20 protein-coding genes are annotated in these 24,643 nt (G+C 43.0%); 19 read left to right on the top strand and 1 reads right to left on the bottom strand.

Annotated features, from left to right (window positions below; all coding sequences use genetic code 11):
• The first annotated feature begins 109 nt into the window (after positions 1 to 109).
• The 9 genes from AC0XWG_RS23165 to trhN all read left to right on the top strand — a co-directional run bounded on the left by AC0XWG_RS23165 (position 110) and on the right by trhN (position 12,646).
• Positions 110 to 562 carry a hypothetical protein gene (locus AC0XWG_RS23165; RefSeq protein ID WP_015063118.1) on the top strand — a complete coding sequence of 151 codons (453 nt, stop codon included), beginning with the start codon at positions 110 to 112 and terminating at the stop codon, positions 560 to 562.
• A complete protein-coding gene (locus AC0XWG_RS23170) occupies positions 552 to 986 on the top strand; it encodes a hypothetical protein (protein WP_022652166.1) in 435 nt (144 codons plus the stop codon). The genes AC0XWG_RS23165 and AC0XWG_RS23170 overlap by 11 nt, the downstream gene beginning before the upstream one ends.
• A 2-nt stretch (positions 987 to 988) precedes the next feature.
• Complete coding sequence (locus tag AC0XWG_RS23175; protein WP_022652167.1) at positions 989 to 1,546, top strand: hypothetical protein; 558 nt, start codon at positions 989 to 991, stop codon at positions 1,544 to 1,546.
• 120 nt (positions 1,547 to 1,666) lie between these two features.
• Positions 1,667 to 5,965: an IncHI-type conjugal transfer protein RSP gene (gene rsp, locus AC0XWG_RS23180; RefSeq protein WP_475681132.1), complete on the top strand. Its 4,299-nt coding sequence runs from the start codon at positions 1,667 to 1,669 to the stop codon at positions 5,963 to 5,965.
• A gap of 278 nt (positions 5,966 to 6,243) precedes the next feature.
• A complete protein-coding gene (gene trhF, locus AC0XWG_RS23185; protein ID WP_015063122.1) occupies positions 6,244 to 6,756 on the top strand; it encodes an IncHI-type conjugal transfer protein TrhF in 513 nt (170 codons plus the stop codon).
• A complete protein-coding gene (gene trhW / locus AC0XWG_RS23190; protein ID WP_015063123.1) occupies positions 6,743 to 8,251 on the top strand; it encodes an IncHI-type conjugal transfer protein TrhW in 1,509 nt (502 codons plus the stop codon). Before trhF ends, trhW begins: the two co-directional genes overlap by 14 nt.
• A 1-nt stretch (position 8,252) precedes the next feature.
• The gene (locus AC0XWG_RS23195) at positions 8,253 to 8,384 is read left to right on the top strand and encodes a hypothetical protein (protein ID WP_022652169.1); all 132 of its coding nucleotides are present in this window, start codon (positions 8,253 to 8,255) and stop codon (positions 8,382 to 8,384) included.
• Between the two features lie 11 nt (positions 8,385 to 8,395).
• Positions 8,396 to 9,451: an IncHI-type conjugal transfer protein TrhU gene (gene trhU, locus AC0XWG_RS23200; RefSeq protein WP_022652170.1), complete on the top strand. Its 1,056-nt coding sequence runs from the start codon at positions 8,396 to 8,398 to the stop codon at positions 9,449 to 9,451.
• Positions 9,452 to 9,469: 18 nt separating this feature from the next.
• Positions 9,470 to 12,646, top strand: a complete 3,177-nt coding sequence (gene trhN / locus AC0XWG_RS23205; protein ID WP_015063125.1) for an IncHI-type conjugal transfer protein TrhN — start codon at positions 9,470 to 9,472, stop codon at positions 12,644 to 12,646.
• A gap of 28 nt (positions 12,647 to 12,674) precedes the next feature.
• On the opposite strand, the gene AC0XWG_RS23210 is transcribed toward trhN, so the two are convergent.
• Positions 12,675 to 13,547, bottom strand: coding sequence for a hypothetical protein (locus tag AC0XWG_RS23210; RefSeq protein ID WP_015063126.1), 873 nt, complete (start codon positions 13,545 to 13,547; stop codon positions 12,675 to 12,677).
• A gap of 182 nt (positions 13,548 to 13,729) precedes the next feature.
• On the opposite strand from AC0XWG_RS23210, the gene trhI reads away from it, so the two are divergent.
• The 10 genes from trhI (at position 13,730) to AC0XWG_RS23260 (ending at position 24,618) form a co-directional block, all read left to right on the top strand.
• Positions 13,730 to 15,538, top strand: a complete 1,809-nt coding sequence (gene trhI / locus AC0XWG_RS23215) for an IncHI-type conjugal transfer helicase TrhI (protein WP_015063127.1) — start codon at positions 13,730 to 13,732, stop codon at positions 15,536 to 15,538.
• Positions 15,539 to 15,911: 373 nt separating this feature from the next.
• On the top strand, positions 15,912 to 16,787 hold the full coding sequence (locus tag AC0XWG_RS23220) for a hypothetical protein (protein ID WP_040115163.1): 876 nt from the start codon (positions 15,912 to 15,914) through the stop codon (positions 16,785 to 16,787).
• 58 nt (positions 16,788 to 16,845) lie between these two features.
• Entirely contained in the window at positions 16,846 to 17,223 is a 378-nt protein-coding gene (locus tag AC0XWG_RS23225) for a hypothetical protein (RefSeq protein WP_022652171.1), read from the top strand.
• 60 nt (positions 17,224 to 17,283) lie between these two features.
• Positions 17,284 to 18,270, top strand: a complete 987-nt coding sequence (locus AC0XWG_RS23230) for a hypothetical protein (protein ID WP_022652172.1) — start codon at positions 17,284 to 17,286, stop codon at positions 18,268 to 18,270.
• Positions 18,271 to 18,329: 59 nt separating this feature from the next.
• Complete coding sequence (locus AC0XWG_RS23235) at positions 18,330 to 19,382, top strand: ATP-binding protein (protein ID WP_022652173.1); 1,053 nt, start codon at positions 18,330 to 18,332, stop codon at positions 19,380 to 19,382.
• A gap of 38 nt (positions 19,383 to 19,420) precedes the next feature.
• The gene (locus AC0XWG_RS23240; RefSeq protein WP_032610391.1) at positions 19,421 to 19,690 is read left to right on the top strand and encodes a hypothetical protein; all 270 of its coding nucleotides are present in this window, start codon (positions 19,421 to 19,423) and stop codon (positions 19,688 to 19,690) included.
• Between the two features lie 71 nt (positions 19,691 to 19,761).
• Entirely contained in the window at positions 19,762 to 20,889 is a 1,128-nt protein-coding gene (locus AC0XWG_RS23245; protein ID WP_015063132.1) for a DUF3150 domain-containing protein, read from the top strand.
• Between the two features lie 77 nt (positions 20,890 to 20,966).
• Entirely contained in the window at positions 20,967 to 22,979 is a 2,013-nt protein-coding gene (locus tag AC0XWG_RS23250) for a vWA domain-containing protein (RefSeq protein ID WP_015063133.1), read from the top strand.
• A gap of 70 nt (positions 22,980 to 23,049) precedes the next feature.
• Positions 23,050 to 23,271 (top strand): hypothetical protein, encoded by a 222-nt coding sequence (locus AC0XWG_RS23255; protein WP_015063134.1) that lies wholly within the window; start codon positions 23,050 to 23,052, stop codon positions 23,269 to 23,271.
• 114 nt (positions 23,272 to 23,385) lie between these two features.
• The gene (locus AC0XWG_RS23260; RefSeq protein ID WP_032610499.1) at positions 23,386 to 24,618 is read left to right on the top strand and encodes a DUF7146 domain-containing protein; all 1,233 of its coding nucleotides are present in this window, start codon (positions 23,386 to 23,388) and stop codon (positions 24,616 to 24,618) included.
• The last annotated feature ends 25 nt before the right edge of the window (positions 24,619 to 24,643 follow it).

The following is a 24,643-nucleotide window of genomic DNA, read 5'->3' on the forward strand; positions in this document are numbered from 1 at the left end:
CCCTAGCACCCTATGATCCTAAGAGTTTCTGCCGTGCAATCTGGATGAGCGTAAAGAAACTAACGGCATCATGTGTAACTGTTTGATTATTATAATGAAGGCTGACTGAATGTTATCACGCAACTCACTAATACATGGTTTACGTCGAGATCAGTTAATCGAAGTTCTGTCTATTTCTGAATTCCCAGTTGTCCTGGTCGAGAATCCCTTCATTCAGCCTGAATCAACGGGCAAAAAACCTGTAATTTTTAATATTGATGAATTTCATGTTTCTATCGCTCCAATTTCCTCCCTTAAGTACGACTGGGAATGGGCTCCAATTGATACAATACTCATCGAAGTGGTCATTCCACCTGCGGAAGCAGACCTCGTAAGCGCCGAGAATGATTTTCTTCGCGATGCGGGTATTGGCCATATTCAATGCGAGCCTGGTGGTGTATCGATACGCCGTACAGTGACATTTGTTGGTGGTATCACCGCCGACAATTTGCTGTATCAGCTTAGGCTTATGTGCGTGAGTGCTTTACACCTGATTGGAGAGGAACTGGAGGATGAAAGTTAATTACAAGAAACTATTACCTCTTGTAGTGCTCGGTTTAACAATTGCGGGGGCTTACTCGCTTTTCAACGCAAGACCGGCGGAGCCCGACTTGTACGATTTTACTGGCAAAGTTCTTAAAGCCACGTCTGTTTTCCAACCCTGTGATAAAGAATCCACACCTTCGTTAAACGTTAAAATTGCAGATAACGGAAACATACATATCAATGGTGTTGCATCAAAAGTTACTTTTGTTGAAAAAGTTTCGCCTGATGAAATTTCTGTTAAGTGTGCTGGGTTACCAATCAAAAATGCTCGGCTTGTGCATACGAGTTCTTACACCATGATAATTTCGGAAGGAAAAGGTGGTTTTGTTATTTCGGATTTGATACGCATCCAGGATAATGAAGTCATCTCCGGTATATGGTTCTTTAAGAAGAGAGCATAGCAATGAAAGAACTGGAAGCTATTGGAACGAAGGCTCTACGGGCTAGGGTCTTCAGCCAGTCAGTGGCGATGGCATTTGAAGTGAACGTCGACATAAGTCGGTCTGCTGATAATTCAGCCTTCATAAGCGAGGCTGAAAAATATTACCTTACTCTCCAATTCGCCCCTCCGGCTGACAATAGAGAATATGGGTGGAATTCAGAGGGAAGTATTCTCATGAAACTATCCCAAAACGAAGCCATGGCGCTGGCTTCTGTCTTCCTGAGAATTAAACCTACACTTAAAATTGAAAAGAGAAAAACCACGCATCGCACACACCAGGCTTACAAAAATATCACTATCGGCCCAAATGACCGTGGGGGCTTGTTAGTCACGTCAGGCATTGTTCCGGTCGAAAGGGGTTCATTTAAACCCATAAATTATAATCTTCCCGTAACGCAAATGGATTGTGTTTCAACAGGACTTTTTTTGCTTGGATTCTTGACGCTTAAGATGCCATGGGTATCCTCAGAATCGATAATAACTGCTCTGCGCCTTTCGGAGTCGAAAAGCTGTCAGTGAGTTAAAAATCTTCAATTTTTAGCAAAAAATTAATATTTTTTTTCCTCTTAACGAACAAGATTTCAGATTTTTTTATCGTAGAGTAATTTTAATTCTGCGTAAAAAAAACAGGTGTTCGTCATGAGAAAATCAGGTTTATGTTTAACCCTGTTGTTTTCTTTAATTGCCTCGATTAAGTCGGTACATGCCGAGGCAATTATGATTTCCGGAAAACTCCAGGCTGATATGCCTGCCGTCACGTTTAATCCCGGCCCGGGCGATTTTGTTGCATTCGTAAACAATAATATAATTACTGCCTCAGGCTCTGGAACCGCATGTAATGTGACGGTTGATGATCGTGCGACATCAACGGTGGATAATCTTGTCTGCTTCTTTGAGTGGCTTCCAAATAGCTCTGGATTTACTGCTAACGGGTTCACGTTAACCGGGATTCCAAACAGCTCAGGAGACCTAAAACTCCCTTACAAAATTTCCTATTTTTCCGGTACAGAAAGGCAAAAAGTAGAAGTAGTGAAAGGGGAGTATACAGTTAATGCTCTCGTACCGGTTAAACCGACGATCACCGGCCTAAAGTCGTCTATGAATGGGCTGGTTCAAGAGGGTTACACACTTAAATCTTATATTAAGGATGAAGTGATCAGGAGTTTTGCCGTCTCAGTAGAACCCCGCAATTTTGTGCAATATATTTCTATCGGATCGGGTTCTGCCTGTGAAGTCCCTATTGGTGGGACCAGTTGCACGATCGATGTAGGAAGTATTAAAGTAAGTGATTCGGATTTATTGATAGGTTCACGGGAAATAACTGTCACCGCTAATTCGAAAAATAATTACTTTGCCCCTCCTGAAGCGCAAAAGCTTACGCTGACCTGGGACTACCGTCCTCCTGTTGTTGACCATACTCTCTGGAATTTCACTGATGAAGCTAAAACTATCAGTATTGGCGGTCAGCAAATCTATACCGGCGCTAAAACGGTAGCTGTAGTCGTCAAAGTGCCCCAGGAAGAGACTGAAGGCGAGTGGTGGCTACCAACAGCTATGACGCTGACGATGGTGCCGGACGGGGTTTTCAAGCCGACAACAAAAGTAACTTTGGATGACGGTACGGTTATCGACTTTAAGCAATCCTGGGCAACACCGATACGCCGTACCCTCCAGCCCGTGAGCGGACCCCAGAAGGTCGGCGATGAGTATCTGTATATCTTTGACTTAACAGACCTGACGAATGGCTCTTATGCCGCCACGTTCACTATAGAGAATAATAGCAAGAATACGTCTACGTACAATGAGCCCGAAAGCAAACTGATGCTTTCTGATAACCCCACACTCATGGTACTTAAGGATGGGGCAGCGCTGGCAAAACGAGCACCTGTTTATTTCTTAAATGAAATTATTGTTGCCGCATTCCAGGGGCAGGCCGGGGTTGCGGATATTAAAGCCGTTACTATCGATAACAAAGTTGTTGAACTCACCCCAACGAACTACAAAGGCATTTATTATCTGCCGGTGGGGGATGATCTAGATGTGAATGCTGACCACGAAATCACAGTCGTGGCGGAAAACCTGTATGGCAAGATTGTGACATTCAATACCACTTTCACGTATCAACCGACAGGGTTTGCGCTTAAAAACTTAGAAAAAGACGTCACCTTGTATTCTCGCGTTCGGCAATATACCGATCTGATGAGTCAGACAGCCGGTGATAAATGCACTCTCTTTACTACGGAAGAGAACGCGCAGGCTTATCTTGAGTGGTATGGCGGCAAATCTGATATCACTGCCTGTTACCCTCAGTGGAACAATGTACCGGACGGGCTTGAATTTTACTTTAAAGGCAGGACGCCAGGACTTACGGGGTTCTTCAATAAAACTGGCGAAAACCTGCTCGATTACCAAGTCTATATGATAAACGGTAGAGGCTCTAAAGCTGTGTCGGCCAAATACCGCCGCGTATTGACAACTCAACTGCCATATAACCCAATCCTTACTTACAAGAAAAATAAGTTGGTAACTGGGATCAACCCTAACACTGCACTAGCGTACACGACAGGTGGGGAAGCTGCTCGCCTCTTGGCAAAAGTGGTACCTGCTGATGTGACAGTCTATGTTTCGCAAAACGGGGGTGAGAACACAAAAACGACGTTTAAAAACCGTTCATCAAACAACGATGCAACTACATTCGTTCAGCGTCTGAAAGTAGCCGCAGCCCCACTGTGGACGAAAAATGTATTCGACATTGCTGTAGAGTACTCGAAGGACCCGACAATGCGGACCGCCGATACACTTAACGTGTATACGGTCCCCGACTTCAGCATTCGGGCTACGATGGAAGTCGAAGACAAAAAGACGGCTACTACAATGGAATTACCGTTGAAGGTGTCAGTTGGGCGCTATAACAATTCAACTCGCAAAAGCTCATTTAGCCGGACGACAATGGGTGACTGGGATGTAACCATTTACGCTCAGAAAAGTATCTATGGTAAAGATCCAGAAACAGGCCGTTTTAAAACGACGTATGAACGTACCCCATTAACCGAGGCATTGCCGGTGAATGATGCCGGGGTAGTCGAAACAAAAATCAAAATCGAGAATATGGACCTTGGGAACATGCGTCTTGTCGGGATAGCTAAAGTCCGTTCGCCTTTCGCTGATTTTGAATTGACCCGGGAAACAAGTGCGGTCGGCATACGTGTGTATAAGGGTGAAGAGCTGGAGGGTAATCTCTCAAAGAGCCTGATTATCGGCCGTATCCCGCTCAGTACGCTTGTGAACTTCAAATCGGCCAGCACAGCTAACTCTGATGCGCTTGCTCCTACCGAGTGGCAGGAGTCGTCAGACAATGGGCAGACATGGACGATGCTTTCGGACATGACTGGGAAGAGAAGTATTTCAATCAGAAAAACTGACGTCGGTAAGTGGCTCTACAGGGCCAAGATGACCAACAAGTTTACGTCAAAAGTGTCTTATAGCGACGTGCTGACAGTTGTAACGTACAAACAGCCTAAGCTAAGTATTGATGTTGCGGAAATTCTTGAAGGCGATGATTTACCAGTCTCGTTGCTGGATAATGATGAGCCGATTCCGCAGGGTACGGCTGAAGTAATGTGGTCGGAAGATAAAATTAATTGGGTCGCGGGTGACACTACCTATACCGTGACTGCCGCTGAGAAGCTTCCGCCAACTATCTACGCCCGGATGCGCTATCTGGATTCAGACGACCTGGCTGAAGAGTCCTCCTGGAAAGAGACGTCTGCGCGGTTAACGGTCGCTAAACCCAAGCGCCTTTCCGTTTCAGTGAGCAGCATTTCAAAGGTAGAGGTGGGAAGTAAAGTTACTTTAGATGGTAAATACTCCAACCCGAACAGTCGGTACCAGAACGGAAATGACGTCATTGAAGAATGGACTGCCCCTGACGGACAGAAAATCAGAGGGCCTAAGTTGTCGATGACGCTGACAGAGGAGATGCTGGATAAGCAAGGCTATGCGGCATTTACATACAGTGCATGGCTCGCTGACAGCAAGGAAAGTACCATTTCCACGCGGAAAGTATCGATTAAGTCCTGGGTGTATAAGTTCCCTGAAATGAAAGTCAGTACGAAGCTAAAATACACTATGGCCCCGTCGACCTTACACGTCGCCCTGACCGGAATAAAAGACGGTGACTATCCGGGAGTAACTTATTCACGGGAGTGGATCTACGATAAGGAAAATATCTCCATTTCAAAAGATGAAGGAGATACGAAAGAGTTTGCAATTGCGAAGCCGGGTAAATATACGTTGATGATCGTTTTCCGCGATAATCGTAATAACGAACAGCGTATTGAAAATACCTTCGTCGTCGATGAGCAAACTCCGATGACTGTTGAAATGACCCCAAAATTCTCTAATAAGTTCATGAGGGCTCCTCTTGATGTCACACTAAGATCTAATATTAAACTGGCGCACTCTGCTGACAGTATTGATACGGTGACGTATAAAGTAAATGGAGAGGTTGTCCAGGGTAGTAAAAACTATTGGGCTCAGGGAATTCCCGGTCTTACTGAGAAAAAATATGAAATCACGCTGGATGTTGTCAGTAAAATGGGACAGCGTGGTACAGCATCAGTAGATTTTGATGTTGTAAAAAACGCCGCTCCGCAATGTGTGCTAAGCCATACAGAATCCAATATGAGCTGGAGTTTCACAAATAAATGTGTCGATACTGATGGCAAACTGGTTCGTTATGAATGGTATATCAATGATGAACTAAGGAATGTTTTTGGCAGCACTGCGACACTATCGAAAAATCTTAATCGTGGGAAGCAAGATATCCGTGTAGTCGCATATGATGATAGTGGAGATTCAGCAACACAGCGCACGGTCGTATATGGCCCAGATGAGGAAAAATCAAAGGCTGTAGAAACAACTGGTACATCGCAGTAAGACAAATTTATGTACTGAAATAGAAGCCGGGACAGTAATGTCCCGGCTTTTTGTCTTTGGTCTTTTGAATTGATTTCGTCGGAAAAGTTACTTTGCATGAACGGTGATACAAGTCTCATGAATCACCAATCAATGGCAATAATGAAAGAAAAAGAGGGGCGTAAATTATCAGAAATAACTGGCTTTGTAGAAATAATGACGGTCCAAAACATGGATAATAGGTATTAAGGTAATGTAAAAATTAGTCCTTTGGTTCCGGTATCTGAGAGAAGCAGGTTATGAGCGAATACATACCTAAGAAGCGTGGGTTACTGAGTTTTGATTGGTACGTGCCGATCAATTTGGCAATTCTGATACTGGTACTGGCCATCTTCTTTACTCGATTTACATTTGGACATGGGCTATTAAATGGTTGTTTACCTGCTGATTTTTACATGATTGACTTGAAAGATAAATCTGTCAAGGCAGGAAACATCATTGCATTTCATATGCCAAAATCAGTCCGATTTATACGTGAAAATGAGAAGGTTATTAAAATTGTGGCGGGGGTAGGCGGAGATCGCCTAAGAGTCACAATGGATGGCGTTTATAACGGGAGCAAGTTTTATAAAGCTAATGCCAGACGTATTTCAATGAAATACAACATACCTGCTGAGTCTATTGAAAGAGAATTAACTATTCCGAAAGGAGAAGTTTTTTTAATTGGCCAAACGGATCACTCATGGGACTCACGATTTTGGGGGCCGGTTAAGTTGACTTCAGTTATTGGGAAAACATATGCGATCTATTGAATTAAAAACAACGATTAAGCCTCTGGCCACCTGCCTGGCGTTTTACGCCTTGATGTCCACCGCTACGGCTAGCCCCCAGTATCAACAGGTTGCTGACGACATTGCTAGGCAAGCTCAAGTATTGGGCGCTCAGTCAACGCCGCCGGAAACAGCAGAAGGCCCGCTCTCGTCAGGCTCTCTGGATTCTCCGGATGTCCAGAAGTACGTCCGCCAGGCTGAAGCTTTGAAGCAAAACAGGGACATCAGTCAGCCAACGAATCGGGGCTATGTACCGGGTATGAATGCTGACAGTGTGCAGGCGGTTATCGATCATACTCAGGCTATACGCGCTCAGAATAATAATTCTGAAGCAGTTAATGACATTATTCGCAGACGTGATGAAATTCAGGGAAATATTCAGCTGAACGACTCAGCACTGAAGTCTGTCGAAAATAAACCAGAAGTAATGCGCAGCCAGTCGACGAATATCGAAAAAATGTTTGGTACCTCAGGGATCACCGCCGCTGACTTCGAACGAAAAATAGATAGCAGACGGGAAGAGGTGCTTTCGACAGAAAACGGTATCACTATCTTTGCGTCATTTAGCCTGCCTGATTACGTCCTAGAAGATCTACTCCGTACCGCGTCACAAAATAAGGCGAGAGTGGTTTTTAATGGTCTGAAGAAAGGCACGACGCGTCTTCCGGAGACTCAGGCTGCAATCAATCAGTTGGTGGTGAAGGGGAAGTTTGACTCTCCACTGATTACGATTGACCCTGATGCGTTTGACCAGTACCAGGTCACGCAGGTCCCGACAATTATCTCCCGTGAGGAATCCCGATTCGCTAAAATGGTCGGTTCGTTTAACGTTGATTTCTTCCAGCGAGAACTGGCCAGAAATCCCGATCAGGATATTTTACCTAATGCTGGTACGACCTATCCGGTCGAAGAGAAAAGCATTATTAAAGAGCTCGAAGAGCGAGCACAAAAGTATGACTGGGAGGGCGCCAAGAAGCGAGCTGTTGCAGACACATGGAAGAACCAATTCATGGTTAATCTGCCTCCGGCTCAGGAGCACAAGGAATGGTTAATTGACCCGACTATCAGGGTCACTCAGGACGTGAAAGATAAGCAGGGCCGCGTCATTGCTTCTGCGGGCGAGCTGATTAACCCGCTGAGCAGGTTCCCGCAGAACCTCACCATGATAATTTTTGACCCATTGAATCCGGGGCAGCTTGATTGGGCTGAGAAGCAATATCGCCAACTTCTTGGCAGCGGACAGGTTATGCCGATGTTTACGCGAATTAAACAGGAAAATGGTTGGGACCATCTGAATGATCTGCGCGAGAAATTTAACGGGAAAGTATTCAAAGTCAATGAGCAAATTATTTCCCGCTTCCAGATTAAAAACACTCCAGTGTTGATTTCAACTGAAAAAGATAAATTCCGGATAACGCAATTCAGTGAAGCTGAAATACGTGGTGTTGGAGAAAAAATCTCGGCAGAGGAGAACTGATATGAAGATCGGATTTATTTTAGGGGCGCTGCTGGCCACATGGCTGACTCTGAATTACCCGGACCTGATGAGAGAGTATTTCAACAAAGTGGTTACGTATATGGAAAGCGTGACAACATTCATTACTAAATAGTGAGCGTGCCGGTGAAGAAGCTAAAAAAGTTACTTTTGGAAATTTTGGTTGCTGTCATGCTGTCATTTTCCCTGCCTGCAATGACCATGGCCGCAGATACCGGCGTCCCGGGAGCAATGTGCCAGTCAGCTGGTGTGTGGCAGGGACTAATCAAAAATATCTGCTGGAGTTGCATCTTCCCGATGCGGATCATGGGAATTGGTGCGGCACCTGAAGGTGCCGCACCCTCACGCCCCGGCTGCTATTGCACAGACCAAAATGGGATACCAGAAATCGGATGGCAGTTAAGTTTTTTCCAGCCAGTTAAAATCGTAGAAGTAGTGAAAAGCCCATGGTGCAGCCCATTTTTGGAGGGAACCATGTTGCAAAAATCACAGTTCGATATTGGCAAGAGCAATACTAACCAGCCTATGACTGCTACAGAAGCCGGATTCTACGACGTACATCTCTGGGAATTCCCGATCATGACAATGTTGAAATTGCTGATAATCGGTGAATGTACAGCAGAACCTTATATTGATGCCAGTCTGACGTATATCAGCGAAGTTGATCCAATGTGGGAAAGTGATCTGTTGACGCTCGTGCTGAACCCCGAAGCTGTGGTATTTGCAAACCCTATTGCCTCAATGGTATGTGCTGCTGACTGCGTGGCAGTGACTGCCGGAAAGGATAATTTGGCTGCCTATTTTTGTGCCGGTTGTGATGGTAACTTGTACCCGCTTACAGGGCACGTCTATGCGAATGATGATGCCGTCAGAACCAGTTCACTTATTACACAACGACTACTAACTAAGTTACATCGGCAAGGAATGCTAATGAGAACAATGGGAGCAGATGCAATGTGTGAGAAAACATGGGAATACTTCACTCCTCGTTCACAATATAGACTTTCAATGCTTTACCCAACGCCAGAAGCTAAAGGGCCTGATTGCTGCCATAGGCTTGGTGACTCCGTACATGATTGGTCAACACTGAAAGGTGGACGAAAGAAAATAGGCATAGATAATTATGTCTATATGCTATGGAGATATAATGACTGTTGCGTCCGTTTTAATCCCGGTGCTTAATTGCAGGAGGCTTTTAATATGAAAACTAGGAAATTAATTGCTTCAACAATTATTGCGTCTATGCTCGCAAATACTATGAGTTGGGCATTTTACGTTTCGCTCATTAACATGGTTATGACACCAAAAATATACGCAGCTGATGCGATATTTGATCAGTTGGAAAACAATTTTGACCTTGCGAACCCCAACGCAAATCGAAATGCAACAACAAGTGCTCAGGATATTGTAGAGAAGTACAAGAATGCTGATTCCGGGGAAAACCTGAGCGGAAAAATATCAGATAAATATGTAGGTAAAGCAGATTCAATAAACTTAGACGTTGGGAAGTACGGGGCGCTGAACTCAAACGAAAGTGTTATGAGTAATGCTGCATCTGACGGCAAGTCGATCGGTAAGACCGTACAGTTACCGAGCATGACGGGCGGTACGATCAACTCTAATTATACGAAAGAGGGGGCAAAGTTACTTTCCAGAGACAGTAGCGGTAACATTGGTATAAGTAACAACACGAATACAACGGCAGGAACCAAAACCAGTACAGGAGAGCTATTCAGCTCAGAGCAGAAGCACAGTGATATTCAGTTTAATTCCGGTGGCCGGTATGGAGATGAGGATGGATTCATCAATGACATCAAAAATCGAAAAAGTCAGCTGTTTGAAGCGCAGAGTTACGATGGGGTTGCCTACCGTACACTGGTGAATGCAAATAAAGACAACCCAGCATCTAATATTAAACCTAACGACCCTATGTTCAATGCTGGCCGAAATGAAATTGGTAATGCTGTAGCCGGTACAGGCAACTGGCTACAGAGTTGCAATACGGAAACAAAAAAACAAACTATTACTACGCACTATCCAGATTATAAAGAGTTTTACTGCAACTCACCCAAGAAAGATAACTTTAATAGTTGCACAATAACTCGTGATTTTTCCGTACCTGTTTATATCTCAGGTGGTAATGGTGATATGTCTATGTGCGGGGATAATTGTGTGAGGGTCTGGTTCGGCAGAAGAGACGACAACTATTGGAACGATGGAGTATATGACAACTCATTAACCTTAAAATTTCATCCTGATGCAAAGCTTGCAACTGCGAAAATAATTAATGCAGAGTGGGATGATCATATGAGGGTCACGCTTGATGGAACGCAGATTTTTGCTCACATAGATGGAGAATATAGAAGTAGCAATTATCCATCACCACAAGGGCCATGGGAGCTGAAAAAATCATGGAAGCTTGACAAAGTCTACGATATTACCGACCAGGTAAGAAACTCTGTATATCAGGAGGTGGACCGTGAAGTGACAATGGCGTCACGTGTTTGGGTAGGTGGCGGTGGGGAAGGCTATTTTGAAGTTGAGCTGACTTTTGAAAATATGAAGCTGGAGGATAAACATATACAGGAACCCGCAGGTTGTTTTGATGCAGTACAAACGCCGAATTCATTCTGTCGGTTTGACCGGTTTGTGAACATGGATGTCGGTACAAAGCGGCTCCCGGAAACTGTGCTTAAAATGGCCACACCGCTTTATAAAGGCGATACCGGGTTCTTAACCTGGAAAACAAACCTTGAAGGTTACTTCTGTGATCCCCTGGCGAAGGAAAAGCTGTGCTCATATGATGCGAAGGGAAACATCATGAAAGACGCCGCAGGAAAAGACCTCTGCTACAACTACGACGACATTAAAAATATGCCTGACGCTTGCGGCACATATAAAAATGATGCTGCGTGTGTGCTCGATACACAGACTTGTGCAGAAGGTTGGTTCGATGAAGGCACAAATACATGCTACATGTATGAGCAGAAATATACGTGTGACAGAGGTAAGGACGTCGTCAGAGAGGTAGAGTCACAGACTAACGCCTGTGTAGGTATGATCCCATGTTCTGGTGGAACATGCGAAACCGGCCCAAAAGAGGAAAACAATGATTTTGGGAAAGTGGCCGCGTACTCAAACATGGTTCAGTACATGCAGGGTGAGGCAAAATGCGAAGATCCCAACGACCCTAATTCCTGCTCCGTCTTTGAGGGGAAAGCAGAATGGTGCGGCAGGTCCGTTGGTTTTGTGAACGGGCTGGCCAAAACAGATTGCTGCGAACAGCCACAGGGTACCGCTGGCTCACTAGAGGCGATTATGCTGGCTGGGTCGATGATCCGAAACACGAACTGGACACGAGTGAATGCTCAGCTGGTAAGCTGGACCGGTGGGGAGAGTGGAACCTGGGCTTCAATGGCTAACTCGGTTGGTGAATGGACAGCATCGGCAGGTAAAACTGTTGGTCAGATGTGGAACAATGTCACCAGTTCGCTAACCAGCGTCTACGAAAATGTGGCCGGTAACCTTGGGCGAACAGTAGGTTCATCCACTGCTGGTGGAAGTGGTCAACTTGCTAAGGAGACAATGAGCTCTTTCGGGCTTGGTACCCTTAAGAAGATGGCCATGGAAAAAGCATATGACTTGCTTCCCGATACAGTAAGGGACTTCGTTTTTAAAAATGTAGCGACAACGGGTGGCGAAGTAGTCTTTTCAGCAGCAATTCAAAACTTTATGCTTGCATTAAATGTCATTGGCTGGATTTATACCGCATATCAAATAACAAAAATGTTGCTTGAAATGCTTGTGGCCTGTGATCAAAAAGAAATGGAAGCGTCTATTCATAAAAATCAGAAATCCTGTTTCACACTGGATACTGAACGCTGTGTTAAATATCTCAATATGGGATTTACAAAGAAGTGTGTTAAAAAAGCAACAGACATGTGCTGCTACAATTCAATGTTATCTCGCGTGATTATGCAGCAGGCGTATCCTCAACTTGGAATAGATCCGGTTGCTTCGAGTTGCGTTGGATTATCAATTAGTCAAATACAGAGATTAGATTTTGATAAGATCGATTTAACTGAATGGATTAACGATGCCGTCCAGGTCGGAGAAGTTCCTGATCAGTACGCTACATTCTCCGAGTCATCGATAACAGAAAATTTGCCATTTAAAAATGAAAATTACCAACTTCCATCCCAAAGAACGAAAGAATCAATGGGTGGTGAGGATAATATGATAAAAGCTAGACAGGAAAATAATCAGGCAATTAAAGAGGAGAATGTGGACTGTAGCTATCTACCACGGCCCGCGATTTGTGAAGTTGGGTCAACTTATGTAGACCCAATTACTGGGAAGGAATTACCAAAATACTAAATGTAGGGGCTGTAAAGCCCCTTTATTTTTATTTTGCTTTAAGAGTTTTTTCAGGGAAACCCTTCTGACCATATTCTCCTGCGAAAAGATAATAATCTTTACCGTTAATAGATGCAGCAACGCCACCTGGGGTAGTGAATTTTGGACTGTCAGAACGGAAAATAATACCTGAGAAGTTAGTACTAGATTCATTGCCTTTAAATGGAATGAATACGTAACGAACTACTGAATAATCACCGGCAGGTAGATTAAGTTGAGGGATTTCAGATCCAGACGCTGGGCGAATAACCTGGAAGCTGTACATGGACTTAGTCGGCATTACGTCGGCAGCTGGCTTTGAAGGGAGGTCGCAGGTACTCCATTTATTCATCACTGCCATATCAATCTTGCATGAAGCCAGAGCCGCACTTTGCTTCGAAGGATTGAACCCGAGTGCCACCTGTGACTCTTTGGTGTGATTATAAACATATGCAGCACCGGCACGTACTAAGCTTTCATCGTTATAAGGAAGTTTTTTAGGGTTCGGGACAAAGACGACGTATTGGTTAACCTGGATATATTCAGCGTCAGAGGAGCTGTACATTGATCCCAAACTCATAATACTTAATCCACTGAGCCCTCCTGTAACATAGCCCATAGAGCCACTAATTAGCAGTTTGGAAAGCAAGTTATCTGCATCGCCACCCGGCTGGACTGTTTCTTCATTAAAAGTAACGTCAAAACCGGCCAAAGAGTAAGCATTTTTGGCTACCGAGTCTTTAGAATTAGCATGCCAGTAGAGCCCATGAGTGTCGCTGTGCTGTGCAGAATTCGGGGTTTTACCAGCATCCCGGGCACAACCAACCAGCGATGCACTGGCAACAAAAGCAGAAACCAGAGATACAAAACGTTTAGTTTTCATTTGAGACCCTTCTTTGAATGATTTTTTTGTCTAGAAGCATTATTTCATACTCGTCAGTTTCTCAAACAACCAAAATGCAGAAAAAATGAAAAAATGTGAAGCGAACAAAAACCAGTCTTGTAAAGAAAAATCCCTCTAAATTAAATCGTATAATCAGTGGGACTAAATATTCAGAGGCTTTTATGGGTAAACCAACAGATGAGCAAAGGGTCATCATTGAAAATGCAAACGCAAATAATATGGTTATTGCAGCACCAGGGTCTGGGAAGTCATTTACGATGATCGAGGCTGTGATCTCAATCCTCAGGCAGTTCCCATATGCCAAGGTTGGAATGGTCACATTTACTCGCGCTGCAACAAATTCATTGGCTGAAAAGCTGAAAAGTCGGTTAAGTAAAAAAGACCAGGATAGGGTGCTGGTAAATACTTTCCACGGCTTTATCCGGATGCAACTGGACATGGTCAACTGGAAGGGCAAGATGCTGATTAGCTCGGCACAGCGTTCTGTAATTCATCGTGCGTTAAAGGAGTCAGGCGCGCCTTTCCGTTACCCGGAAGCTGAATTTGCTATTGATGCGATTGGAAGGGAAATGGATACAGACATCATTTCAGTTCGCCATACGCGTCAACAAATCCACTTGTTCAACACATACCAGGCAATATGTCAGAAAGACCACGTAGCTGACTTAAATGCACTCTCACGTTTTGTCGTGGGCCAGATGCACTCAGGAAAAATGCAGCCACTAAATTTGACGCATTTAGTTGTAGATGAGGTGCAAGACACCGACTCGATTCAGTATGCCTGGATCGCACTACATACAAGGGGTGGTGTTAACACGAGCATCGTAGGGGATGATGATCAGGCAATCTATTCTTTCAGGGCCTCCGGCGGGGTAAAAATATTCCAGCAATTTGAAAAACAATTCAGGCCAAACATATTTTATCTAAATACCTGTTTCAGGTGTGAACCAGAAATTCTTAAGGTTGCAGGGGCATTGATTGAAAAAAATGTTTACAGATACGTTAAGGATCTGCGTTCAGCTAAAAGTGGTGGTGGAAAAGTTAATTTCCGCTCATATGTTGATATGGATGAACAGATTCAAGGCATCCTCAATCTAATTAACCAAGACCCAAATGGCTGGGCAATCCTTAGCAGAGGTAATGCACATCTTGATCAGCTTGAAAGCCTCATAGAGCAGCCGGTTCTTCGTTATGGAGGCAAGTCCTTTTGGGATGAGAAAGAGACGAGCGACGTACTGCATCTGATGGCTTTCTTTCGGCAGTCCAACGATGTTCGATTAATGAAGAGGGTGCTGGCGCTTTTCGGTGAAAATGAAGAAGTTTTGGATCAAACAGCATTTAGCATGAAAGGGAGAAAAGTAACTTTTGGTGAACTGAGCATCCCAGATGCAAGTTCCCTGGAAACAAGAACACTTCACTCAAACTTCACCCGGTTTACACAGGAGACTCGGGATAAAGTTGAAATCGAAAAGCGCTTCGCAAATCTGATTAAATGGATGGAATTGTCATCAATAAAAATGAGGACTCAGAAAGGTTCACCTTCACTGACACGAATTGCGTTAGATACCTGTAAGCAATGGGCTGAGAAAAATGGCTGGCAAAACATGATAAATCGAGCTGCGGCGATGTGTTTGGGGCCTAAAAAGAAGGATGAGGAATATACGCCGGATAAAGTAGTTTTATCGACATTGCATGGTTCGAAGGGGCTAGAATGGAAAAAAGTCATTATTATGAGTTGCAATGCTGACCAGATCCCAAGCAAGAGATCAGTGGGGCAGGAAGCGATTGAAGAAGAGAGAAGACTTCTATTTGTAGGATTTACACGAGCAGAACAACAGCTGCATGTAATGTGGTACGGTGATCCGTCCTTCTTTTTAAGCGAATGCGCCGAAGAAAAATTGAAAGAGGCAGCGAATATGAGAATAGAATCAAATTTAACAGAAGAATTTTCCAATCAGTATTTACAATAATGACTCTATGTTGTATAAGAATATTGAGCTTTGTATTATCGCTCCCACATTTCAAGTAACTGACAAAAGTTACTTTGCGCATTAAGCGCGGATTCAGCCGTGAAAAGCGGCCAGCTTACTTAAGCTGCAAGGCACCACCGGCAAAATGTCACCTTTGTCGCTGGTGCCTTTCCTATGCCCGTAAAAAGGCAAACCGAATTTACCAAATCGTAACTAATTTAGCTCTTGATTGAGCTATTTTCGTTGCGTACTTCTAATGCCAGAAAGTATAAATCAGGCGGTTCATAGCTTACGGGAGATGAATGACAGGCTTTGCCTTTGTGTTGGAATATTCCATTATTCCTTCCTTCTTACTATATATAGGTGACCCCAAATGTCTAAAAGCAAAGCACGCAGTAAAGCCCTTCTTCTGGCCTTCGCCGATCTGATTCCGGATATGGACAAGGCAGTTAACAAGAAGTTATTGGAATCTCTGATTATTTACTCAGGGCATGATAATGACCTTATTGTTATTTTGAATGAAGACGGACCAACTATAATTGAACTGAACTCTTTAAAATCGGTTTCTATGCTGGCCCAAAAGCTTTCAGCTTTTTCAACTTATTATCATGTAGAAATGCAGCAAATTCATGTCAATCCAATTGACTTTGAGAAGGCTTATAAGCTACTCAAAGAAGCACCTGCAATTCCCATGTTTAAAACTTTAGCTGAACTGGATAAGTTTTTAAATGAAGAGTTTGAAAAGTATGGGTTGAACACATTCCTTGATGTGGATGACCTAGATTATTCACTCGATAAATCCAGAGAGTTAAAAAATGATCAGTTGATTGCCTGGGTTTCTGAAATTATTGTGAAGCGCGATAAATTAGCATTGCGTAATCGCTTTAATGAAGTGACAAAGGCACATTATGAAACTGTAGATGCATTGTATGCAGCCGTCCGTCCCTTAATGAAAGAATTAGGTTTTCCTGATGAACTCATGCTACATACCTTTAGTGAATTGAGCGTTTTCGATTCCAAAGGCTGGGACCATGCTATCAAATCTAAAATTGAATTTCTCACAAAACGAGAAGCGCAATATTTAGATGACAAAATGAAGGCAGAAAAACGGCAGTTAACAATTGATGAACTTTTGACTCAAGCCAATAGCGCTAAAACAGCTAAAGAACCAAGACCTTTTGGTCAGACGTTTTGTTTTGCTGTTCTTGGCATGATGTCATTGATGTTCATTGTAAATAAATTTATTTAATCCTGTTAAGGGGGAACCCTGACAGGGCTTCTCTTTGATTAAAATGAGGAGAGAAGAAATGTCACATCTTGAATATGTTAATGAAGTTAAAGTGTCCGGGATAGTTATCAGTGCAATGGAGAAAGAAATGACTGACGGTAACGTTGGGTTATTAATAAAGCTCAAAAACAGAATGAAGACTGAAATTAATGGTGAAATCGCTGAGAGAGAATTTTCTATTCAAATCAAAGTGTCACCAGAAATGTATTCAGGCTGTTTCACTGGTATAAATCAAGGTGATGAGTTAATGGTCTCCGGTTATCTTGTTGTGGATATTGTCACGTTGGAAGGGAGAGAGCACCCTCTTGACTACATGAGAGTCGTTGCAACAAGTAAGTTAGCTCACATACCTAAACCCCCCAAGGGTTTTGGGCAAAGTAGCTTTAGACAGATCTGACATTTAAACCACCCTAAAGGGGAGAAATCCCTTCATGGGAGATCTCCCTTTGGAGGCCCCATGAAACAAAAAATTAGCTCGACATCATTTATTGGTAAACAAATGGATTTTTTCTCTATATTCGATTTTGAAGAAGAGGAAAATGAAATAATACCCATAGTTGAGTCTCCGCTTGAATATATAAATAATGCAATAGCCCAAAAGCAAAGCATGCAATCAGAAGAAAAACATTCTGGCCCGGAACTGGTGCCTCATGTGTCGGATGATGTTGCATTGCTAGGTCATTGTTCCAAATTACTCAACAATCAAATTCTGCATGGAATTAGTTTTGCTTCTGAAACTGATTATCTCTTCACTTTAGAAGAATACAATGCAGAATTAGGTGGTCTGGTTATCGACTGGGCTCCTGAAGATGTATATCAGTTATACGTCGTCGCAATGGAAGAGTCGTTGGAAAACGTTAAATATCTTGTCTTTACAAAATCACTCTATACAACTGATGAATTCGGAAATATCAAAGTGAATCCGCTTCTTGAAGCAGAAACACGTTGGTATATGTCGCAGTCATTTGAGCTTACATGTGCCACTCATGGTATAGATGCTATTGAGTTTAGGTCAGAGCTTAAAAAAAGCTTGTATGAATACACGCACAGTTTTGAAAGTGAAAATGTTAAATTATCTCAATATCATCAGGATAAAGAGATTATTTTGCATGATTGTAAAGAAGATATGGGATGGGATATCTTTTTCGACCGTGACTATTTATTGGCAGAAAATAAACTGGCAGTAAAATGGACTGATCGGGATATAATGGATGTCTATTCTAAAGCATTTAAATCAACAATTAATTTGTTTGAAAAACTTGTCGTAAATAACAAGTTAACATTAAGGGATACATCAGGTTGGGTTATCGTAAACCCTACATTTGAGCGCCAGTTCGAATGGATTGAATCTGAAGTATTCGAAATTGTAGGGACTCATCTTGGTTACAACGTTGATGCTATCAGAAAACAGATGGTTACAGCGTGTAAGATGACCTTCAACTAATATGCCACTGGCAAACATCTGCCAGCGGGCGGTGTTTGCATTTTACCGGAGTTTTAAAAATGACTAACGCCGCAACTATATTAGAAACCGAAAATTCATTACTGGAAGAAAATATTGGTAATCTGTTACCCGCAAATGTTATATCTACAAAAGCATATGCGAATAAGGAACAATATTACCTGGTTAAGGCCAAAGATTTGTTTGGTATTCCTGAAATGTCCGAGGATATGATAGTTCCAGTATTTAAACGTTTATCTCCACATCGTGCAAACCTGAATAAGGATTATATACCGAATGCTCGTATACTTGAGCAAGTAGTACAATTGCTCGTAAGTAACGATATAGATTTAAGTGTATGCCTGAAAGGGGAGTCTGGTTCTGGTAAGACTGAAATGGCAATGTACATTAGCCATATGCTGAATTGGCCGCTAACCATAAAGCAAATCAACAGTAATATTCGTGCTGATGAACTTGAAGGTGAGCGTAGTCTCATTAACGGAAACACCAGTTTTGTGCCCAGCGAGCTTGTAACGGCGTTTCAGGAAGGCCACCTCATTCTTCTGGATGAAGTGGACAAGATTGACCCTGATACCGCCGCGAAGCTGCATATGCCTATAGAGCGTAAGCCCTGGTCACTAGCCGCCAACGGTGGCGAAGTGGTTAATGCCAATAAGTTTACGCGGTTTATGGGTACAGCAAACACAAACATGAGTGGGGGATCTCGTAAGTTCGTTTCATCACAGCGGCAGGATGCAGCGTTTATTAAACGCTTCCTGATTGTGGAGATGGAAAGGCCTTCAGAGGTTGCATTAACCAACGTTTTGCTTAAACGCTACAATAGCCTGCCTATGCTGGTAATTGAAAAATTCGTTTCGGTAGCCGTTGCAGTAAACAACATAGGAACTGAAGACAGTGTAATGGATATTCGTCAGCTTGTGGCATGGGTTGGAACGTCGATGACGTTAAAGACCATGTCCTTACTGGATACGTTTAAAATTGCTTTTGCGTCGGCTCTGCCTGCACATGCCAGTGGTATGGTGCTGGAAGCCATCGATTTAAAACTCGGTGACGATAAGAACCGTACAATGGAGTATTACACTGCAAAAAAGTAGTTATAGATGGGACGAGTTATCAGAAGGCTGAATGCCTTGTGACAGACTTTGCTCATCTTTCGTTTTACGGTTTTTTGAGTGCAGACGGGGATGAAACTTTCGCGATTGCACAGGAAGGAAATCAATATATAGGTCTTAAGCAGCACAATAATGACTATTCATTTATTTGTTATCAAGATTGTGACAAAGATATGGAAGCCATGATTAAGGGCCTTGAATCAAAAGGATTCATGTATCAAGGAAGTATTCAATCGACGTCTGTCGAGAGTGAATTTCCTGGAATTCTTTTAACAACACTTGAGAAGTAATAATCTTAACCCTATCGGGAAATCTTTCCCGACAGGGAGGTTTTCCCATTTTTTTAATCTGGAGAAAACCTATGACTTTCAATACTTCTAAACTTAATAAAGTTTCCGCTAAGCAAATCTGTGATAACTTTGTAAAAGCACATCCTGATTTGTTGGAAGGTGCTGTTATAACAAAAATCGAAATCAGTGGTTGTCAGGGCTCTCGGCGTACCGATAAAATCGAACTGTCCTATGGCGGCGATGATATAACGGACCAGAAGAGCGTGTCTAAAAGTGAAGTTCGCTGGATAGACATAAAGGCACTGAGTTTCAAAAGCACTATCACTAGTCGAATTTCAACACTCTGTTCACGGTTGTGTATCCGCTATAGCAATATGTGGATTTTGCCTGTCGAAAGAATGGAGGAGTTTCTGGAAGAGGCACAAGAAATTGAACGTGAATTTCAAGCCGGTATCCAGAATGTGGTTGATAACTATGACACTCATATTCAGGCTGAGAAAGATCGCAGTCCGTTGATGTCAGATTTAATCGACCAGTTGAAATTAACGAAAGATGATTTTATTAAATCATTCCGGTTTAATCTGGCGCATTTCATTCCGTTTTCACCGATTAGTGTGGAGGGGGATGAAACACAGGACTTTTATCAGGAACAACTGATAATCGATTTGGCCGATGAAGCTATGAAGGTTTATGCAAAAATCAGTAAAAATGATAATTTGCGTTCCAGCACGATTGACCGATTAAAACAGATGCAAGATAAAATCATTAGCTTTATGTTCATTCATAAAGAGGCGGTTGTTCTTGCAGAAGCTATCAAGCACGTCATGAATAATTTACCCAAAGGCGCCATTTCTTCTCCCCGTGATGTTGCGGTGTTAAAGCAATGGTTCTATTTCATGAGTGATGCGTCAATGCTGAAACGTATTATTTCTGGTGAGCAGAAAGTAACAGATTGGCTGGATTCCATTACCCGGTCATTCAATATTGATTCACAGGATAATACGGCTAACTCTCAGAATGCTTTTGAGGATGATGTTTTTTCTTCAGCAAATGTGTTCAGAGAAGATCCGCTTGAAGAAGTTGAGAAAAACGCAGTAACTGCACCTTTGTCTGCTGTTGTCCCTGAAGAAGATGTTTCCCTTCAGGCCAGTGGTAGTAATAGTGCTTTTAACAGCGAACTCGAACTGAACGGCTGGTGATTTAGTCTTGTAAAAATAACCCCAGATGGGTACTTCACCATCTGGGTGAGTACCCTTTATTAATTAAAGGTACTCAAATGAAATTTGATTTGAAATCTTCACCCCGCCATATTCAACGCCTGACGAATATAGCCAGCGTGATAAGCGGTATAAGTGGTCTTAATGTTGTAATAGACAATAAGGTACATACACCTTATTTCAACAGCGAAAAGAACGTTTGTGTATTACCTAATGGTGATTATAGCGATGAGAAATTCGTCAAGCTAATTGAAGGGTTTATATGTCATGAAGCTGGACACGGTCGCTATACAGAACATGAAGTATACCGTGAAGCTTTTGTTGGGGAACTGATTAATGCAGATGGCTTCATCAGTATAGATGATAAGCTGAACGCTGAATTTCAAACCCTTAAACAAAAGAAAATCGCATATGCCCGGGCTTACCGTCTACATGGACTTATTAATCTCTTTGATGATGTCCAGATGGAAGAGAAAACGGGTATTGACTATCAGGAGGCAAAAAAGCGCCTCGCGGTAAGTTATGCCTTGATGGTTGAAGCTGGGCGAATGACGGTTGATGTTTCTTCAAGCCCTCAAAACCCTGTTCAGTTTATTGAAATGTTCCTGCTTAATACATTGCGGGTTAACGTTCTCCAGCAAGAAGGGCATAAAGAAACGCTTGATCCATTTTTCGATTATGCAAAGAAAATCCTTGAGCCTGTAATTTTAGAAGTTGATGAGATTATTCATCAGGCTCTAAGTTGCAAAAGTACGCAAAATTGCGATTCTCTGGCGCGTAAAACCTTGGCTCTTTTAGAGCGTTTACGGGATGAAGCCAAAGAGAAACAGCAAGAAGAGGATCAGAATAAAGACCCGCAAAACGACACAGACAATTCATCTGGCTCTGAGAATGAACCTGATTCCGAAACCAATGGTGACAACCAGGGTGAAGGGGATGGAGATTCCGAAGAGCAAGACGATGATGCTGGTAATGGTAAAGCACCTATGGAAGATAATGAGCCGTCAGAGCAATCTAAAGGGGATGAAGAAAGTGCTGAGAGCGGTAACGGTGAACCTGATGGAGAGCCCGAAACCGATGAATCGGCTAACCCTGACTCGTATGATGCTGACGGAACTCCTTCCCAAATCGACAGTTCCAATGGAAATCCTTCCGATGGGGAAAGTAACTTTTCTCCTGAGCAGTGGAGTATCCTTGCCAAATTGCTGGATGATTTTCTTAACAGCGATGAGGAAAGTGAAGATTTTCATGAGGCTCTTGCAAATGAAATCTCCGTAATTGCTGCCAGTGTGTCGGATGAGGTTAAAGCTGAATTTGGTGCAAATGAGTGGGATCTTCCAGATTTGCTTATTGATCTGAATGTCTACAATGAAGCATTAAATATCAGTCAGACTCTTGGGGCAGACTTATCTGTTTTACAGCAGGTAAAAATGCGTGGTCAATTTAAAACCCGTGATAGAGGCTTGTCATTCGACATTAATCGATTGATCCAGTCTCCGATGGGTGTGAGGGATGTATTCCGGTCGCAAAGCGAATCTAAAAACCGGGGCCACGTCGGCTTGGTTATTGTTCGTGATATTTCAGGTTCTATGATTCTGGATCACCGTTATATCCACGCAATTAAGACTGACCTTGCATTAACTTTGGCGATTGAAGCTAATTCAAAAATGCACGTTGCTAATGTGATTTATCCGTTTGTCGACAAAGACTTTGAAGTTATCAAAACGTTTGATGAAAACGCGGAAGAGACGCTTTCAAAATTTTCACTCGGCTGTAAAGGGAATAATACCCCAACGGGTTCCGCCTTAATGGCTGCTGTAGAATTGTTACTTGAAAGCCAGTTTGACAGGAAAATTGTTTTCCTTATTACTGATGGTTATCCGACAGAGTCTGATTACACCATTAGTGATGTTCTTACGGTAGCTGAAAGTAACGGTATTGAAATCGCTGGTGTAGGCATTAAAACTGATGAGTTAATTGGTTTTGATGAGGGCACCTTCGTAAATGTTGATGATATTTCTTTACTGCCGAATGTGGTCAGTAAATTAGTACATCAAATTCTATCTAATTAACTCTACCCAATCGGGGCAAAATGACGCCCGGTTGGGTCGTTTTGCTCCCTGAAGGATTAAGGAGCAATATATGACTCAGATAAAGACTTACCGTGTCGAGTATGAAAAAGTCGGGATGATGCATCGTGTCCGTATTTTTGGTCGCATGGGTGAAGTTGTCAAAAGTGAATTGCCAAAAGAAGTAATTCTCCGGGATGTATCTATACCGGAGGGTAATGTAAAAATGGCAACATCAATGGTTGATGGTTTTATCCAGCGTCTTGAAAATAATGGCTTCAAGTCTGAAGCGTAATTGTTAAGGGCCATTATGGCCCTTATTCTTAGATTCTGCGTTGTGGGTTTCTCCCTGTTTTCTGCATCGCAGAGGGCATTGAGAAACCCACAATGCCAGATAAGAGAGAACAAAATGACTTATGCATCACCGGCTGTTAAGCGTACACCACATGAAGTATCTGAGCACTTTATTAAAATGGTTCACGCTCGTGTTGCGGAAGCCTCTGGCTGGCGCTATGTATTCGATAGAATACCGGCATTTAAAGATGCTTGTGATAAAGCACCTAGCCAGGTTCCTTGCCCCTTCACCGGGGACGGGAAATCAAAGTTCCGTTTCCGAAAAAAAGACCTCTATACCGGTTGTGCTATTCACAATGATTTCCCTGTGAATGCATTTTGTGACGGTATTGATGTGCTGGCAGAGTATTACAAGTTGAGCAAAACCCAGACTTGTAAGAAGATCTTGACTGATTTCTTTGGTATGGATCTGTACGCTCCGTTAACTGATGCGGATCTCGAAAGTGAACGGCGTTATAAATCAACAGTTCGTGCAACCGAAACGCTTGATAGCGATGAAGTTGAAAAACGGCTGCGTAAACTTGAAGTGTTATATCACTATACAGGTGAAATCAAGCCAGGGAGTCCTGTGGGCATGTATCTCCGAAATCGTGGTCTTAAACGAATTCTGAGTAATCTGCCTAAGGATCTTGGTCTGAACAACCGACTTTACTATATGGATAAGTCACTAGAGAAACCGTCAACTTACCCGGGAATGATCGCAATTTATCGTGATACACGGGGACGTCCTCTGACAATCCATAGAACGTTCGTAGAGAAAAATGGTGATAAGGCTCGGGTAGAGAATCCGAAACTGATGATGAAACCGCCTGCCGATATGACCGGCGGCTCAATTCAGCTGTACGACCCACACTACAACTCAGGTACCCGTACCTGGACGTTAGGTGTGGCTGAAGGCATAGAAAACGCGCTGTCAGTAACTGAAGCGACTTCAACACCGTGTTGGGCTGCGAGCTCTGCCTGGTGTCTTGAAAACGTTGAAGTGCCGGATAGTCTACTGCCTCCTCCGGATGTGAAAGAAATACAGTTTTACGTCTGGGCGGATAAGGATGTTGTGAATTCAAGAGGCGCTTGCCCGGGTATGGAGTCAGCAATACGACTTCAGGCCCGAATGGAAGAGTTTTTTGCAAAGCGATATCCCACTTCAGAGCTGACAATTAAAGTCTTTGAACCAGATTTCGATATTCCTGAAGGGACGAAAGGAATCGACTGGAACGAAGTATTGAAATTAACAGGACCTGATGGCTTCCCAGTAAAATGGGCTCCTGAATGTCTTGCTCAGCTTTAAACCCGATAACTCCCCCGCCTTTTTA

The organism is Enterobacter sp. DVT3837, assembly GCF_056238685.1.

Coding starts and splice junctions, on each gene's coding strand:
- AC0XWG_RS23210 (WP_015063126.1), bottom strand. CDS start 13,547: ATGAAAACTAAACGTTTTGTATCTCTGGTTTCTGCTTTTGTTGCCAGT.
- AC0XWG_RS23230 (WP_022652172.1), top strand. CDS start 17,284: ATGAAACAAAAAATTAGCTCGACATCATTTATTGGTAAACAAATGGAT.
- AC0XWG_RS23255 (WP_015063134.1), top strand. CDS start 23,050: ATGACTCAGATAAAGACTTACCGTGTCGAGTATGAAAAAGTCGGGATG.
- AC0XWG_RS23175 (WP_022652167.1), top strand. CDS start 989: ATGAAAGAACTGGAAGCTATTGGAACGAAGGCTCTACGGGCTAGGGTC.
- AC0XWG_RS23165 (WP_015063118.1), top strand. CDS start 110: ATGTTATCACGCAACTCACTAATACATGGTTTACGTCGAGATCAGTTA.
- AC0XWG_RS23235 (WP_022652173.1), top strand. CDS start 18,330: ATGACTAACGCCGCAACTATATTAGAAACCGAAAATTCATTACTGGAA.
- AC0XWG_RS23250 (WP_015063133.1), top strand. CDS start 20,967: ATGAAATTTGATTTGAAATCTTCACCCCGCCATATTCAACGCCTGACG.
- trhN (WP_015063125.1), top strand. CDS start 9,470: ATGAAAACTAGGAAATTAATTGCTTCAACAATTATTGCGTCTATGCTC.
- AC0XWG_RS23225 (WP_022652171.1), top strand. CDS start 16,846: ATGTCACATCTTGAATATGTTAATGAAGTTAAAGTGTCCGGGATAGTT.
- trhF (WP_015063122.1), top strand. CDS start 6,244: ATGAGCGAATACATACCTAAGAAGCGTGGGTTACTGAGTTTTGATTGG.
- AC0XWG_RS23245 (WP_015063132.1), top strand. CDS start 19,762: ATGACTTTCAATACTTCTAAACTTAATAAAGTTTCCGCTAAGCAAATC.
- rsp (WP_475681132.1), top strand. CDS start 1,667: ATGAGAAAATCAGGTTTATGTTTAACCCTGTTGTTTTCTTTAATTGCC.
- AC0XWG_RS23170 (WP_022652166.1), top strand. CDS start 552: ATGAAAGTTAATTACAAGAAACTATTACCTCTTGTAGTGCTCGGTTTA.
- AC0XWG_RS23195 (WP_022652169.1), top strand. CDS start 8,253: ATGAAGATCGGATTTATTTTAGGGGCGCTGCTGGCCACATGGCTGACT.
- trhI (WP_015063127.1), top strand. CDS start 13,730: ATGGGTAAACCAACAGATGAGCAAAGGGTCATCATTGAAAATGCAAAC.
- trhW (WP_015063123.1), top strand. CDS start 6,743: ATGCGATCTATTGAATTAAAAACAACGATTAAGCCTCTGGCCACCTGC.
- AC0XWG_RS23220 (WP_040115163.1), top strand. CDS start 15,912: ATGTCTAAAAGCAAAGCACGCAGTAAAGCCCTTCTTCTGGCCTTCGCC.
- AC0XWG_RS23260 (WP_032610499.1), top strand. CDS start 23,386: ATGACTTATGCATCACCGGCTGTTAAGCGTACACCACATGAAGTATCT.